The sequence below is a fragment of the Streptomyces sp. NPDC059443 genome (assembly GCF_042750105.1).
Taxonomy (GTDB): Bacteria; Actinomycetota; Actinomycetes; order Streptomycetales; family Streptomycetaceae; genus Streptomyces.
In genome coordinates this window covers 265,681-278,541 of the sequence record NZ_JBHYVM010000004.1, presented here as the reverse complement: position 1 = coordinate 278,541, position 12,861 = coordinate 265,681, and the positions used below count along the sequence as shown (strand labels likewise).

Sequence of the window (12,861 nt, the reverse complement as noted above, 5' to 3'; positions counted from 1 at the left end):
GAACCGGACCGTGATCGAGATCGGGGTAGCACGTGACACACCGCGTACGAGGAGTCATTGCCCGGAGCAAGGGCGCACCGGTGGAGACGACGACCATCCTCGTGCCCGATCCGGGGCCGGGCGAGGCCCTCGTACGGGTCCAGGCCTGCGGGGTCTGCCACACCGACCTGCACTACCGCGAGGGCGGGATCAACGACGAGTTCCCCTTCCTGCTCGGCCACGAGGCCGCCGGGGTCGTCGAATCGGTCGGCCCGGACGTCACCTCCGTGGCCCCCGGCGACTTCGTGATCCTGAACTGGCGTGCGGTGTGCGGGAATTGCCGGGCCTGCAAGCGCGGCAAGCCCTGGTACTGCTTCGCCACGCACAACGCCACCCAGCCGATGACCCTGGAGGACGGCACCCCGCTCTCCCCGGCCCTCGGCATCGGCGCCTTCGCCGAGAAGACCCTGGTCGCGGCCGGCCAGTGCACCAAGGTGGACCCGGCCGCCTCGCCCGCCGCCGCCGGACTGCTCGGCTGCGGGGTGATGGCCGGCATCGGCGCCGCCCTGAACACCGGAAACGTCGGACGCGGGGACTCCGTGGCCGTCATCGGCTGCGGGGGAGTGGGCAACGCGGCCGTCGCGGGCGCGCGGCTGGCCGGTGCCTCGCGGATCATCGCGGTGGACCTGGACGACCGGAAGCTGGAGTGGGCGCGGGGGCTCGGTGCCACGCACACCGTCAACGGCGGTGCGCAGGACGTGGTCAAGGCCATTCAGGAGCTGACCGGCGGGAACGGCGCGGACGTGGTCATCGAGGCCGTCGGCCGCCCGGAGACGTACCGGCAGGCGTTCTACGCGCGCGACCTGGCCGGCACCGTGGTCCTGGTCGGCGTCCCGACGCCGGAGATGCGGCTCGAACTCCCGCTGCTGGACGTCTTCGGGCGCGGCGGCGCCCTGAAGTCCTCCTGGTACGGGGACTGCCTGCCCGAGCGGGACTTCCCGCTGCTCATCGACCTCTACCTGCAAGGACGCCTGGACCTCGACGCGTTCGTCTCCGAGCGGATCGCGCTGGACGGGGTCGAGGCGGCCTTCGAGCGGATGGAACGGGGCGAGGTGCTCCGCTCGGTGGTCGAGTTCTGACGGAGCGACGGCCCTGGTAAGGGGCATGGCTCGGGATGGGGTCGTACTAGACTCGGCCGCACCGCCATTTCCGTACCCCGGTCGCGACCCGGCCGGGGCATCGTCATCCAAGGGGCCGTTCGTGACCTCCAGTGCCAGCTACCGCCAGCCCGGCGTCGTCATCACCGACCACCGCTTCACGGTCCCGCTCGACCACACCCGGCCGGACGACGGCGAGCGGATCGAGCTGTACGCGCGCGAGCTGGTGGCCACCGGAAAGGACCCGGAGTCACTGCCCTGGCTGCTCTACCTGGAGGGCGGTCCCGGCTTCGGCGCCCGCCGGTTCATCGGCCGGCAGGCCTGGCTGGAGCGTGCCCTGGCCGAGTACCGGGTCCTCCTCCTGGACCAGCGCGGAACCGGCCGGTCCACCCCGGTCAACCGGCAGACCCTGCCCCTGCGCGGCACCCCCGCGCAGCAGGCCGAGTACCTCGCCCACTTCCGCGCCGACTCCATCGTGCGCGACGCGGAGACCATCCGCCCCCTCCTCACCGGCGGTGCGCCCTGGACCGTCCTCGGCCAGAGCTTCGGCGGCTTCTGCGTCACCCACTACCTCGGCGCCGCCCCCGAGGGGCTGGCCGCGGCCCTGATCACCGGCGGGCTGCCGTCCCTCGACGCGACCGCCGCCGAGGTGTACGAAGCCGCGTACCCCCGCATGGAGCGCAAGAACCGGGAGCACTACGCCCGCTACCCCATGGACGTGGAGCGGGCCCGCCGCATCGCCGCCCATCTCCAGGACCACCCGGCCGAACTCCCCGGCGGCTACCGGCTGACGGCCGAGGCCTTCCAGTCCCTGGGCCTCGTGCTCGGCGTTTCCGACGGCAGCCACCAGCTGCACTACCTGCTGGAGGACGCCTTCGTCCCCACCACGGCCGGGCCCGCCCTCTCGGACGCCTTCCTGGAGGCCGTCCACGCCCAGCTCTCCTTCGCCGGACACCCCCTGTACGCGCTGATTCACGAGACGATCTACGCGCAGGACCCGGGCGCGCCCCTCGGCTGGGCCGCCGACCGGGTGCGCGCGGACCAGCCGCGCTTCGACGCCGCCCGCACCCTCAAGGGCGACGAGCCGCTGTACTTCACCGGCGAGACCATCCACCCCTGGCACTTCGACTGCGACCCGGCGCTCGCCCCGCTGCGCGAGACCGCCGAACTGCTGGCCGCCCGTACCGGCTGGACGCCCCTGTACGACCCGGCGCGGCTCGCCGCCAACGAGGTCCCGGTGGCCGCCGCCGTCTACCACGACGACATGTACGTGGACACCGCGCACTCCCTGGCCACCTCCCGGGCCGTTCGGGGACTGCGGACCTGGGTGACGGACGAGTTCGACCACGACGGGGTCCGGGCCGGCGGCCCGCGCGTCCTGGACCGGCTGCTGGCGCTCGTACGCGACGAGGTCTGAGCGCAGGGCCCGGCGCCCCTACCAGATCCTGGGTGTCCGTTCGCCTATTGTGCGAGGCATGACTGAACAACTGGACGGATCCGTGGCGCCCTTGGAGCCCATGCCCACCGACTGGCAGCGCGCGCTCGCCGTGGTGGCCCACCCCGACGACCTGGAGTACGGGTGCTCGGCGGCCATCGCCGACTGGACGGACGGCGGCCGCGAGGTGGTCTACCTGCTGGCCACGCGCGGGGAGGCGGGCATCGACACGATCGACCCCGCCGTGTGCGCCCCGCTGCGCGAGGCGGAGCAGCGTGCCAGTGCCGCGGTGGTCGGAGTCTCCACGGTGGAGTTCCTCGACCACCGCGACGGCGTGATCGAGTACAGCCTCGGACTGCGCCGGGACATCGCGGCCGCCATCCGCCGGCACCGGCCCGAGCTGGTCATCACCATGAACCACCGCGACACGTGGGGCGGGGCCGACGGCGGCGGCTGGTGGAACACCCCCGACCACAAGGCCGTCGGCCGTGCCACGCTGGACGCGGCGGGCGACGCGGGCAACCGCTGGATCTTCCCCGAACTCATCACGGAGCAGGGGCTGGAGCCGTGGGACGGGGTGCGCTGGGTCGCGGTGTCCGGCACCACGACGCCCACGCACGCGGCCGACGCCGGTCCGGGGATGGAGCGTTCGATCAAATCGCTGATGGAGCACAAGGCGTACATCGAGGTCCTGACGGACGAGGACCCGGAGACGTACGTACGCGACTTCCTGACCGGCAACGCCCGGCAGGCGGCGGCCCGGTTCGGCGGGCGGTCGGCGGTGGCGTTCGAGGTCTTCCCGCGTTGACCGGTCCGCCCTAGGGTGTCCGCGTGATCGACACCATCGGCACGGAGATCGCGGAGGGTGAGGAACGGATCCGTCTGGAGGTCGCGGACGGGATCGCGGAACTCACCCTCTGCCGCCCGGACAAACTCAACGGCTGGAGCTGGGAGTCCACGCGCCAGCTGGGTTTGCTGGCGGACCGGATCCGCTTCGACCCGGACGTACGGGTGGTCCTGCTCCGGGCCGAGGGACGGGCCTTCTGCGCGGGCATCGACGTGACGGCCCCGGGCGGGGCGATCACGGGTGCCTCCGCCGCCGAGCGGAACCGGAACTACTACGAGGGCATCCGCTGGGTCCACGAACGCTTCGCGGTCCTCGCCAAGCTGCCGCAGCCGGTGGTGGCGGCGGCGCAGGGCTACTGCCTCGGCTTCGGCTTCGAGCTGGCGCTGATGGCCGACATCCGGATCGCGGCGGACGACGCCGTATTCGCCCTGCCCGAGGCCCAGTTGGGCGTGGCGGTCGACGCCGGCGGAGACCTGCGCATCGCACGCGAGGCGGGCGCGGGCTGGGCCAAGTTCCTGGCCTTGACGGGCCGCCGCATCGACGCGGAGACGGCGCTTCGGTTGAACCTGGTCCAACAGGTGGTACCGGTCGCCGAGTTGGAGTCGACGTCCCGCTCCCTGGCGGCGGAGATCGCGGCCAACGCCCCCCTCGCGGTCCAGGGCATCAAGCGGGCCGTGGACTCCTACGCGGACGCCGCCCTGCCCGCGGCCCTCGATCGGGTGGCGATGACGGCGGCCCTCACCCTCACCTCGGAGGACTCCCGCGAGGGCTACACCGCCAAGGCGGCCCGCCGCCCGCCACGCTTCACGGGGGGCTGAGTTCGCGGAGGCCGAGGACGCGGGGGCCGAGGTCACGGAGGCGCGTCCGGACCGCCCGGCCCTATTCCTCCAGCCGCAGCAGTGCCAGGGCGCGGGCCGAGACCTCGGGGAGGGGGTCGCGGCCGTCTTCGGCGGCCCAGTGTTCGAGGGCGACCGTGACGGCGTCGATGAGCACGGCCGCCAAGAGGCGGGTGTCCAGGGCCGATTCGGGGCGGCCCGTGCGGAGTGCGAGGACCGGGACCAGGCGGTCCTGCATCGCGCGGGCGGCCGCGAGCCAGCGCAGGCGGATCGCCGGGACGCGGCTCATCACCTGGATCAGGCGGACCGTCTGGCCCGGTTCCTCGTAGCGCGCGCCCGCCGTCGCGGTCGTGAAGGCGGCCTGGACGGCCTCGGTGAGCGGTTCTCCCGCGGGGCGCAGGGCCAACTGCTCCACCAGGGTGGAGACCCCGGCCGTCAGTACGGGGGTCAGCGCGTCTTCCTTCGCCGGGCAGTAGCGGTAGAAGGTGCGCAGCGAGATGCCGGCGGCCCGCGCGATGTCGTCCACCGTCGTGGCCTCGTACCCCCGCTCGGAGAACAGCGCGGCCGAGGCCTCCGCGATCTCGAACCGCGTGGCCTCCCTGCGCCGCTCCGTCAACGACGGGCGGCCCGTACTCACCGTGCTCACCGCAACACCTCCGGGGGGTCGATGGGATCAAGGGTCTAGGGGCAAGTGGCCAAAGGGCCAATGTGCCACAGCACCGCATCCTGGCATCTCCTGCAAAAGGGGCGCGGCAGGCCAAACGCGACTCGTGCGGCCGCGTCAGGGGGTGAACGGGCCGCGCCCCAACTGCTCACGCACCGGCACCACTTCGGGGTTGACGATGGACCGGCGCTGCCAGTTCGCGCCGTCCACCACCAGGGTGTGGCCGGTGATGAAGCGGGCGTAGGGGGAGGCCAGGAAGGTGGCGGCCCAGCCCAGTTCGCGCGGCGCACCGACCCGCAGGGCGGGCTGCCGGCCGTCCTTGGCGTCCGGGGCGGCCCGCTCCAGACCGTCCCGGACGTCCTCGGTCATGTCCGCGTGCGGGAACAGCCCGGGAACCAGGCCGTTGATCTGGATGCCGTACGGGCCCCACTCGACGGCGAGGGTCTCCACGAGGTTCTTCACCCCGGCCTTGGCGGCGGCGCTGTGGGCGAATCCCGGCCCGCCCGTCCAGGCGTACGAGGCGCCGATGTTCACGATGGACCCGCGGCTGCCCGCGGCGAGGTGGCGGCGGCCGAACTCGCGGGTCGTGAACCAGGTGCCGGTGAGGGTGATGTCGACCACCGCCCGCCAGGCGTTGGGGGACAAGTCCTCTGCCGGGCAGGGGAAATTGGCCGCCGCATTGTTGATCAGCACGTTCGGCAGCCGGTCGAAGGCGGCCTCGGCGGCGTCGAACACCTCCGCGACCCGTTCCGGGTCCCGGATGTCGCAGACCGCGGCGGTCACCCGGCCCGCTCCGGGTACGGCCGCCAACTCCTCCTGGGTCGACTTCAGCTGCTCGATCCGTCGGCCGGCTATCACCAGGTCCGCGCCGAGCCTTGCGAATTCGGTGGCGATGGCTTTGCCCAGTCCGGTGCCGCCGCCGGTCACGAGCACCACCTGTCCCGCGTACGTACCGGGAGGCAGGGCGGCAGAGCCGAGCGGCGGCGGCGCGGGCAGGCCGAGCAAGGGGTTCTCCATGCGGCCCATCGATAGCGTGCGGACGCCGAGATCGCCATGGCCGCGGCGCAGGCAGCGCCGACCGCCAGGTAGCCCGTCGCCCGAAAGGGGGACGGATGCGGCCGGATCGGCGCAGGTCGATCAGGCTGCTGCGGAGCGGCCGGTTCCCAGGAGTTCAGGGAGGTTCCCACGGATGCAAGCGACCGCTTAGTATGCCAGCGAGGCGTTATTTCCGTCGGCGGCTGGAGGCCCCGGATGCAGGCATGGCGAGTACACACCCCCGGCGAGCCCCGCGAGGTCATGCGCCTCGAAGAGGTGCCCGAACCGGTGCCCGGCGAGGGCGAGGTGAAGCTCAAGGTGCTCGCCGCCAACGTCAACTTCCCCGACGCGCTGCTCGCGCGCGGCCAGTACCAGATCCGCCCGCCACTGCCCTTCACCCCCGGCGTGGAGATCTGCGGACAGACCGAGGACGGCCGCCGCGTCATCGCCAACCCGAGCCTGCCCCACGGCGGCTTCGCCGAGTACGTCACCGCCTCCGCGCGCTCCCTGCTCCCCGCCCCCGACACCCTCGACGACGCCGAGGCGGCGGCCCTGCACATCGGCTACCAGACCGGCTGGTTCGGCCTGCACCGCCGGGCCCGGCTCCAGGCCGGCGAGACCCTCCTCGTGCACGCCGCCTCCGGCGGGGTCGGCAGCGCCGCCGTCCAGCTCGGCAAGGCCGCCGGGGCCACCGTCATCGGAGTGGTCGGCGGCAAGGCCAAGGTCCGCACCGCCGAGGAGCTCGGCTGCGACCTCGTCATCGACCGCACCGGCGAGGACGTGGCCGGGATCGCGGCCCGGGTCAAGGAGTTCACCGGCGGACGCGGCGCCGACGTGGTCTACGACTCGGTCGGCGGCGACGCCTACACCGCCTCGGCCAAATGCGTGGCCTTCGAGGGCCGCATCATCGTCGTCGGATTCGCGAGCGGCACCATCCCGGCCCCCGCGCTGAACCACGCCCTGGTGAAGAACTACGCCGTCCTCGGCCTCCATTGGGGCCTCTACGCCGCCAAGGACCCGGCCGCCGTCGCCGCCTGCCACGCCGAGCTCACCCGCCTCGCCGCCGACGGCTCCATCAGGCCGCTGGTCAGCGAACGCGTCCCGCTCGCCGGAGCCGCCGACGCCGTGCAGCGCGTCGCCGACGGGACCACCACCGGCCGGCTGGTCGTCGTACCGTCCCTGGACGGGAGCGCCCGGTGACCGCCGCCGGCCCGGCCGCCGCCGCGGTCACCGCCGAGCAACTGCTGGTACGCGTAAGGGAGCTGCTGGCCGCGCACCCGCCCGCCGGCACCGGACGCGAAGACTTCCTGCGGGCCCGCTTCGACGCCGGACTCGCCTGGGTCCACTACCCCCGGGGCCTCGGCGGACTCGCCGCGCCCCGCTCCCTCCAGGCGGTCGTGGACGCCGAGTTGGAGGCCGCCGGAGCACCCGACAACGACCCGCGGCGGATCGGCATCGGCCTCGGCATGGCCGCGCCCACGATCCTCGCGTACGGCACCGAGGAGCAGAAGCGGCGCTTCCTGCGCCCCCTGTGGGTCGGCGAGGAAGTCTGGTGCCAGCTCTTCAGCGAGCCCGGCGCCGGCTCCGACCTGGCCGCGCTCGGCACCCGCGCCGTCCTCGACGAGGCCGCGGGGGAGTGGGTCGTGGACGGCCAGAAGGTGTGGACCTCCAGCGCCCACACCGCCCGCTGGGCCATCCTGATCGCCCGCACCGACCCCGATCTGCCCAAACACCAGGGCATCACGTACTTCCTGTGCGACATGCGCGACCCGGGCGTGGAGGTGCGCCCGCTGCGCCAGATCACCGGTGAGGCCGAGTTCAACGAGGTCTTCCTCACCGGCGTCCGGATCCCCGACGCCCACCGCCTCGGCGCCGTGGGCCAGGGCTGGGCCGTCGCCCGCACCACCCTGATGAACGAGCGGGTCTCCATCGGCGGCATGCGGATCCCGCGCGAGGGCGGCATGATCGCCCCGGTCGCCGCCGCCTGGCGCGAGCGCCCGGAGCTGCGTACGCACGCCCTCCACCAGCGGATGCTCGAACTGTGGGTCGAGGCGGAGGTCGCCCGGCTCACCGGGGAGCGACTGCGCCAGCAGCTCGTCGCCGGCCAGCCCGGCCCCGAGGGCTCGGGCATGAAGCTCACCTTCGCCCGCCTCAACCAGGAGATCAGCGGACTGGAGGTGGAACTCCTCGGCGAGGAAGGGCTGTTGTACGAGGACTGGACCCTGCGCCGCCCCGAGATCGTCGACTTCACCGGCCGCGACGCCGGATACCGCTACCTGCGTGCCAAGGGCAACAGCATCGAGGGCGGCACCAGCGAAATCCTCCTCAACATCGTCGCCGAACGCGTACTCGGCCTGCCCGCCGAGCCGCGCGACGACAAGGACCTCGCATGGAAGGACCTGGCTCGATGACGCCGCCCTACCCCCCGAGCGCCGCACCCCTCGACCTGCTGTACTCCGAGACGGAGGAGGAACTCCGCACGGCGGTACGCTCCTTGCTCGCCGCCCGCTGCGACGCCCCGGCCGTCCTCGGCCGGATCGAGAGCGGTCATCCGCACGACCCGGAACTGTGGCGGACCCTCGCCGCCGACATCGGCACGGCGGGACTCCTCGTACCGGAGAAGCTGGGTGGACAGGGCGCGAGCCACCGCGAAGCGGCCGTGGTCCTGGAAGAGCTGGGCCGGGCCGCGGCTCCGGTCCCCTACCTCACGAGCGCCGTCCTCGCGGTGGAGATCCTGCTCGGCTGCGAGGGCGCGGAGCCCGCGGAGCTGCTACGGGAACTCGCGGCGGGCCGGCGGATCTGCGTACCCGCGCTGCCGCTGACCCTGGCACCCGGCGCTCCGCTCCCGCCACCGGTCCGGGACACCGGCGCGCGGACCCTGAGCGGCACCGCCACCTCCGTGGCCGACGCGGTGGCCGCCGACGTACTGCTCGTCCTCGCCGACACCGGCCTGTACGCCGTCCCGGCCACCGCGGCAGGGGTCTCGCTCACCCCGCTCGTCGCGCTGGACCTGACCCGGCCGCTGGCCGACGTCACCCTCGACGGGGCCACCGGAACCCGGCTCGCGGACCCCGCCACCGCCCGCGCGGCCATCGCCGGAGCGCTGCTCTCGGGGGCCGGACTGCTCGCGTCGGAACAGCTCGGGCTCGCCGAATGGTGCCTGACGGAGACCGTGGGCCATGTGCGCGGCCGCCACCAGTTCAACCGTCCCATCGGCTCCTTCCAGGCCCTCAAACACCGCCTCGCGCGACTCTGGCTCGACGTGGCTTCCGCCCGCGCGGCGGCCCGCGCCGCCGCCGACGCCCTCGCGACGGGAGCCCCCGACGCGCCCCTCACGGTGGCCGTGGCCCAGGCCTACTGCTCGGGCGTCGCGGTCCGCGCGGCCGAGGAGTGCGTCCAGCTCCACGGCGGCATCGGCATGACCTGGGAACACCCCGCGCACCTCTACCTCAAGCGCGCCAAGGCCGACTCCCTGGCCCTCGGCACCCCCGGCCACCACCGAGGCCTGGTAGCCGACTTCGCGGAACTCCCGGCCCCCTAGGGGCTACCTGATCGCCTCATCCAGGTCCCGGCCGCCGGAACCCTCCGCCGGCCGGGACCTGAACTCAGAGCACGCGCCGGTAGCGGAGCTCGCTGAGAGTGATCTCGTCGTAGACGTCGTCCTGGGCCGCACCGTCGGCCTGATAGCCGGCCCGCTCGTAGAAGTTCCGGGCTCGCCGGTTGTCGCGGAGAACCCACAAGGCAGACGCTTCGAAGCCCTGGCCCTTCATCCGGGCGTGAGCCTCGCTCAAGAGCTCCCGGCCGATGCCCCGGCCGATCAGATCCGGCGAGACGTACAGGGCGTAGACCTCGCCCGCCCGCTCCAGCCCAGGCACCTCACTTCGACAGGGACCGAAGCAGAGCCACCCCACCGGGCCACCGTCACCGAGCGCAACAAGGTCTCGTGACGTCCGGTGGGGTTGAGAGAACCACTGCCGCCGCTGACCGGCATCGCCTTCGACCGTCATTGCGTCCAGGTACGCCTGGGGAACGATGCCGGCGTACGCCGCTTGCCATCCCCGGACCCGGATCGTCGAGACGGCCTCGATGTCAGCCCCGTCCATCTCCCGCACATGCACCATCGCGCCACGGTATAGCAGGGCCTGGCCTGGCCTGGCCGAATGGCCGATGCGGGACGCAGGCGGGGTGCGGCAGCCTTGGCGGGTTGCCCCGACGACCACGCCCCGCGAAGGGAACCGCGCCGTGCTGCACGCCCTCTATCTCCTCGGCATAGCCGCCTTCGCCGCCTCCGGCGTCCTTGCCGCGCACCGCGCGAACATGGACCCCTTCGGCGGGCTCGTGCTCGCCTTCGCGGCCAGCATCTCCGGCGGGACGCTGCGCGACCTGATCCTCGGGCGGCAGCCGCTCTACTGGACGCACGACTGGCTGCTGCTCGTCCTCATCGCGTCCGTGGCCGTCGCCACCATGCTCTACCTGCGCCGCCGGAAGCTCCCGCACCGCGCGCTCATGGTGGTCGACGCGGTCGGGCTGGCCGTGGTCACCGTGATCGGGGCCCGCGCCGCCATCGACGCGCACGTGACCCCCGTCGCCGTGCTCATCCTCGCCGTCCTGACGGGCGTCACCGGCGAGGTCGTCCGGGACGTGCTCTGCGGTGAGTTCCCGCCGCTGCTGCTGCGCGAGGAGGTGTACGCGACGGCCGCGCTCGCCGGGGCGCTGTGCTACCTCGGCCTGCATTCCGCCGGCACCTCGGACACCGTCGACATCGTCGTGTCCGCGGCCCTGGTCTTCGGGCTCCGGATGGCCGCCATTTTCCGCGATCTGCACCTGCCCCGCCTCCAGCGCGCAACCGGCTGATCCTTATCCTCGCGGGATGACCCACGACATCGCCCGGCTCGACGCCGCCCAGCTCACCGCCCACCGGGACGAACTCGCGGAGCTGCTGCTGGCCGTCGTGCGCGCCGGCTCCTCCATCGGCTTCCTCGCGGACCTCGACCGGGACGGCGCCGCCGCCTGGTGGGATTCCCTGCTCCCCGCCGTCGACGAGGGCTCCCTCGCGCTGTGGGTGTCCAGGGGGCCCGATGGGCGGGTCGACGGCACGGTGAGCTGGTACCGGGAGACCAAGGCCAACGGGCGGCACCGGGCCGAGGTGCGCAAGCTGATGGTCCACCCCGGGGCCCGCGGGCGCGGCACCGGCCGTGCGCTCCTCGCCGAGGCGGAGGGGGCCGCCGCCAGCGCCGGGGTGCTGCTGCTGTTCCTGGACACCGAGAGCGGCAGCCCCGCCGAGCGCGTGTACCGGGCCGCCGGCTGGACCGTGGCCGGCACCATCCCCGACTACGCCACCGATCCGGCCGGCCGGCTGGTGGCGACCACTCTCTACTACAAGCACACGAAGCAGTAGGGGTCTCCTCGGTGACCTCGCCCGCCGCGCCGCGTTAGACCCGTAGGCACCGGCCACCGAGCGAGGGAGACCGTATGTACGCAGCACCCGCCGCCGCACCACTCACCCGCCGCGCGGTCCTCCGTACGGCTTTCACCGCGGCCGTGTTCGCCGGCACCGCCGCGGCCCTGGCCCCCGTACTGCGCGCCCGCCGCCCCCGGCAGACCCTCACGCCGGCCCCGCTCACGCGGTTCACCGAGGAGACCTACCGCGGCCGGCACATCGCCGTGGACCTCGCCGCGGCCGCCGTCCGCATCGACGGCCGGCCCCTGCACGTCATGCGCCGCGCCGACGGCAGCTACCTCAGCGGGATCAACCACTTCCAGTCCTACGACACCCCGTTGGAACTGGCCCGCGCGGCCGTGGACGAACTGGGCTCCGGCCGGCTGGCGTTCGGGGCCCCGCACCACGGCGGACGGGAGTAGCCGGCCGTGTACGTCAGGCAGAACCAGAAGAACCTGACCAGCGCGCAGAAGAAGCGGTTCACGGCGGCCGTGATCGAGCTCAAGCGCAACGGCACCTACGACGCGTTCGTGCGCACCCACGACAAGTACTTCGTCCCGGACCGCGACCGCAAGCTGCGCGTCGGGCACATGTCGCCGTCGTTCTTCCCCTGGCACCGGTGCTATCTGCTGGAGTTCGAACGTCAGCTGCAGACCGTCGACTCCGGGGTCACCATCCCCTACTGGGACTGGACCACCGACAACAGCCCGGTCTCCTCCCTGTGGGCCGACGACTTCCTCGGCGGGACCGGCCGCGAGAGCGACCGCCAGGTGATGACGGGCCCGTTCGCCTACGAGAGGGGCAACTGGACGGTCACCGTGGGCATCACGGAAGCCAGCTTCCTCACCCGCAACCTGGGCCGGCCGCAGAACCCGATCAGCCTGCCGACCCCGGCCGAGCTCCAGTGGGCGCTCGACGACCCGGTGTACGACTCCTCGCCGTGGGACTCGACGGCCGAGGGCGGCGGCTTCCGCAACAAGCTGGAGGGCTGGTCCGCCCCGAAGAGCGAGAAGTGGCGCAACCACAACAAGGTGCACCAGTGGATCGGCGGTCACATGACGGGCGGCACCGCGCCGAACGATCCGGTGTTCTGGCTGCACCACGCCTTCGTGGACCTGCTCTGGGACCGCTGGCAACAGAGGCACCCGGGGGCCGGCTACCTGCCCGCGGCCCCGCTCGAACTGGGCGACCTCCAGCGCGGCCGGGTGATCGCCGCCGACGAGCAGATGCCGCCGTGGGACCTCACCCCGCACGAGATGCTCGGCCACCAGGGGCTCTACCGCTACGAGTGATCCGGGACCGCTACGAGTGATCCGGGCTCCGAGGAGCAGGACCGCACGGAGAAGGGGCCCCCCCCCGGGGGGGGGGGGCCCGCGCGGGGGGGGGGGGGGGGGGGCGCCCCGGGGCCCCCCCCGGGGGGGGGGGGCCGGGGGCCCCCGCCGGGGTTGAGGGGGTTGGCGACCCCCGG

Annotated in this window: 14 protein-coding genes; 11 read left to right on the top strand and 3 right to left on the bottom strand. The window is 73.2% G+C overall.

The genetic code is table 11. The annotated features are described in order from the left end of the window. Nucleotides 1–32 precede the first annotated feature (32 nt). From ACFXDJ_RS05805 to ACFXDJ_RS05790, 4 genes are all read left to right on the top strand, one after another. Complete coding sequence (locus ACFXDJ_RS05805; RefSeq protein WP_384653957.1) at nucleotides 33–1,118, top strand: S-(hydroxymethyl)mycothiol dehydrogenase; 1,086 nt, start codon at nucleotides 33–35, stop codon at nucleotides 1,116–1,118. Between the two features lie 121 nt (nucleotides 1,119–1,239). After that, the gene (locus tag ACFXDJ_RS05800; protein ID WP_384847911.1) at nucleotides 1,240–2,553 is read left to right on the top strand and encodes an alpha/beta fold hydrolase; all 1,314 of its coding nucleotides are present in this window, start codon (nucleotides 1,240–1,242) and stop codon (nucleotides 2,551–2,553) included. A gap of 58 nt (nucleotides 2,554–2,611) precedes the next feature. Next, on the top strand, nucleotides 2,612–3,379 hold the full coding sequence (locus ACFXDJ_RS05795; protein ID WP_384847908.1) for a PIG-L deacetylase family protein: 768 nt from the start codon (nucleotides 2,612–2,614) through the stop codon (nucleotides 3,377–3,379). A gap of 23 nt (nucleotides 3,380–3,402) precedes the next feature. Next, entirely contained in the window at nucleotides 3,403–4,236 is an 834-nt protein-coding gene (locus ACFXDJ_RS05790; protein ID WP_384653963.1) for an enoyl-CoA hydratase/isomerase family protein, read from the top strand. Nucleotides 4,237–4,297: 61 nt separating this feature from the next. Here ACFXDJ_RS05790 and ACFXDJ_RS05785 read toward each other — a convergent pair whose 3' ends face one another. After that, entirely contained in the window at nucleotides 4,298–4,900 is a 603-nt protein-coding gene (locus tag ACFXDJ_RS05785) for a TetR/AcrR family transcriptional regulator (RefSeq protein ID WP_384653965.1), read from the bottom strand. Between the two features lie 135 nt (nucleotides 4,901–5,035). Then, nucleotides 5,036–5,935 carry an SDR family oxidoreductase gene (locus ACFXDJ_RS05780; RefSeq protein ID WP_384847905.1) on the bottom strand — a complete coding sequence of 300 codons (900 nt, stop codon included), beginning with the start codon at nucleotides 5,933–5,935 and terminating at the stop codon, nucleotides 5,036–5,038. Nucleotides 5,936–6,169: 234 nt separating this feature from the next. Here ACFXDJ_RS05780 and ACFXDJ_RS05775 point away from each other — a divergent pair, with 234 nt between their 5' ends. Genes ACFXDJ_RS05775 through ACFXDJ_RS05765 form a run of 3 tightly spaced genes read left to right on the top strand, consistent with a single transcriptional unit; the run spans nucleotide 6,170 to nucleotide 9,494 of the window. Then, the gene (locus tag ACFXDJ_RS05775; protein WP_384653969.1) at nucleotides 6,170–7,153 is read left to right on the top strand and encodes an NADPH:quinone oxidoreductase family protein; all 984 of its coding nucleotides are present in this window, start codon (nucleotides 6,170–6,172) and stop codon (nucleotides 7,151–7,153) included. Continuing rightward, nucleotides 7,150–8,364, top strand: a complete 1,215-nt coding sequence (locus ACFXDJ_RS05770; RefSeq protein WP_384847902.1) for an acyl-CoA dehydrogenase family protein — start codon at nucleotides 7,150–7,152, stop codon at nucleotides 8,362–8,364. Before ACFXDJ_RS05775 ends, ACFXDJ_RS05770 begins: the two co-directional genes overlap by 4 nt. After that, the gene (locus tag ACFXDJ_RS05765) at nucleotides 8,361–9,494 is read left to right on the top strand and encodes an acyl-CoA dehydrogenase family protein (protein ID WP_384847899.1); all 1,134 of its coding nucleotides are present in this window, start codon (nucleotides 8,361–8,363) and stop codon (nucleotides 9,492–9,494) included. The genes ACFXDJ_RS05770 and ACFXDJ_RS05765 overlap by 4 nt, the downstream gene beginning before the upstream one ends. 64 nt (nucleotides 9,495–9,558) lie before the next feature. On the opposite strand, the gene ACFXDJ_RS05760 is transcribed toward ACFXDJ_RS05765, so the two are convergent. Continuing rightward, a complete protein-coding gene (locus ACFXDJ_RS05760; protein ID WP_384653975.1) occupies nucleotides 9,559–10,074 on the bottom strand; it encodes a GNAT family N-acetyltransferase in 516 nt (171 codons plus the stop codon). 121 nt (nucleotides 10,075–10,195) lie between these two features. Here ACFXDJ_RS05760 and ACFXDJ_RS05755 point away from each other — a divergent pair, with 121 nt between their 5' ends. The 4 genes from ACFXDJ_RS05755 (at nucleotide 10,196) to ACFXDJ_RS05740 (ending at nucleotide 12,685) form a co-directional block, all read left to right on the top strand. Further along, nucleotides 10,196–10,807, top strand: a complete 612-nt coding sequence (locus ACFXDJ_RS05755) for a trimeric intracellular cation channel family protein (RefSeq protein ID WP_384653977.1) — start codon at nucleotides 10,196–10,198, stop codon at nucleotides 10,805–10,807. A 16-nt stretch (nucleotides 10,808–10,823) separates the two neighbouring features. Next, nucleotides 10,824–11,351, top strand: coding sequence for a GNAT family N-acetyltransferase (locus ACFXDJ_RS05750; RefSeq protein WP_384653979.1), 528 nt, complete (start codon nucleotides 10,824–10,826; stop codon nucleotides 11,349–11,351). Between the two features lie 74 nt (nucleotides 11,352–11,425). Continuing rightward, nucleotides 11,426–11,815: a tyrosinase family oxidase copper chaperone gene (locus tag ACFXDJ_RS05745; RefSeq protein ID WP_384653981.1), complete on the top strand. Its 390-nt coding sequence runs from the start codon at nucleotides 11,426–11,428 to the stop codon at nucleotides 11,813–11,815. 6 nt (nucleotides 11,816–11,821) lie between these two features. Further along, nucleotides 11,822–12,685 (top strand): tyrosinase family protein, encoded by an 864-nt coding sequence (locus ACFXDJ_RS05740; protein ID WP_384653983.1) that lies wholly within the window; start codon nucleotides 11,822–11,824, stop codon nucleotides 12,683–12,685. The last annotated feature ends 176 nt before the right edge of the window (nucleotides 12,686–12,861 follow it).

What these genes read in the sequence shown, in the direction of transcription:
- ACFXDJ_RS05795 (WP_384847908.1), top strand. Translation starts at nt 2,612, where the DNA reads ATGACTGAACAACTGGACGGATCCGTGGCGCCCTTGGAGCCCATGCCC.
- ACFXDJ_RS05780 (WP_384847905.1), bottom strand. Translation starts at nt 5,935, where the DNA reads ATGGAGAACCCCTTGCTCGGCCTGCCCGCGCCGCCGCCGCTCGGCTCT.
- ACFXDJ_RS05775 (WP_384653969.1), top strand. Translation starts at nt 6,170, where the DNA reads ATGCAGGCATGGCGAGTACACACCCCCGGCGAGCCCCGCGAGGTCATG.
- ACFXDJ_RS05765 (WP_384847899.1), top strand. Translation starts at nt 8,361, where the DNA reads ATGACGCCGCCCTACCCCCCGAGCGCCGCACCCCTCGACCTGCTGTAC.
- ACFXDJ_RS05760 (WP_384653975.1), bottom strand. Translation starts at nt 10,074, where the DNA reads ATGGTGCATGTGCGGGAGATGGACGGGGCTGACATCGAGGCCGTCTCG.
- ACFXDJ_RS05750 (WP_384653979.1), top strand. Translation starts at nt 10,824, where the DNA reads ATGACCCACGACATCGCCCGGCTCGACGCCGCCCAGCTCACCGCCCAC.
- ACFXDJ_RS05745 (WP_384653981.1), top strand. Translation starts at nt 11,426, where the DNA reads ATGTACGCAGCACCCGCCGCCGCACCACTCACCCGCCGCGCGGTCCTC.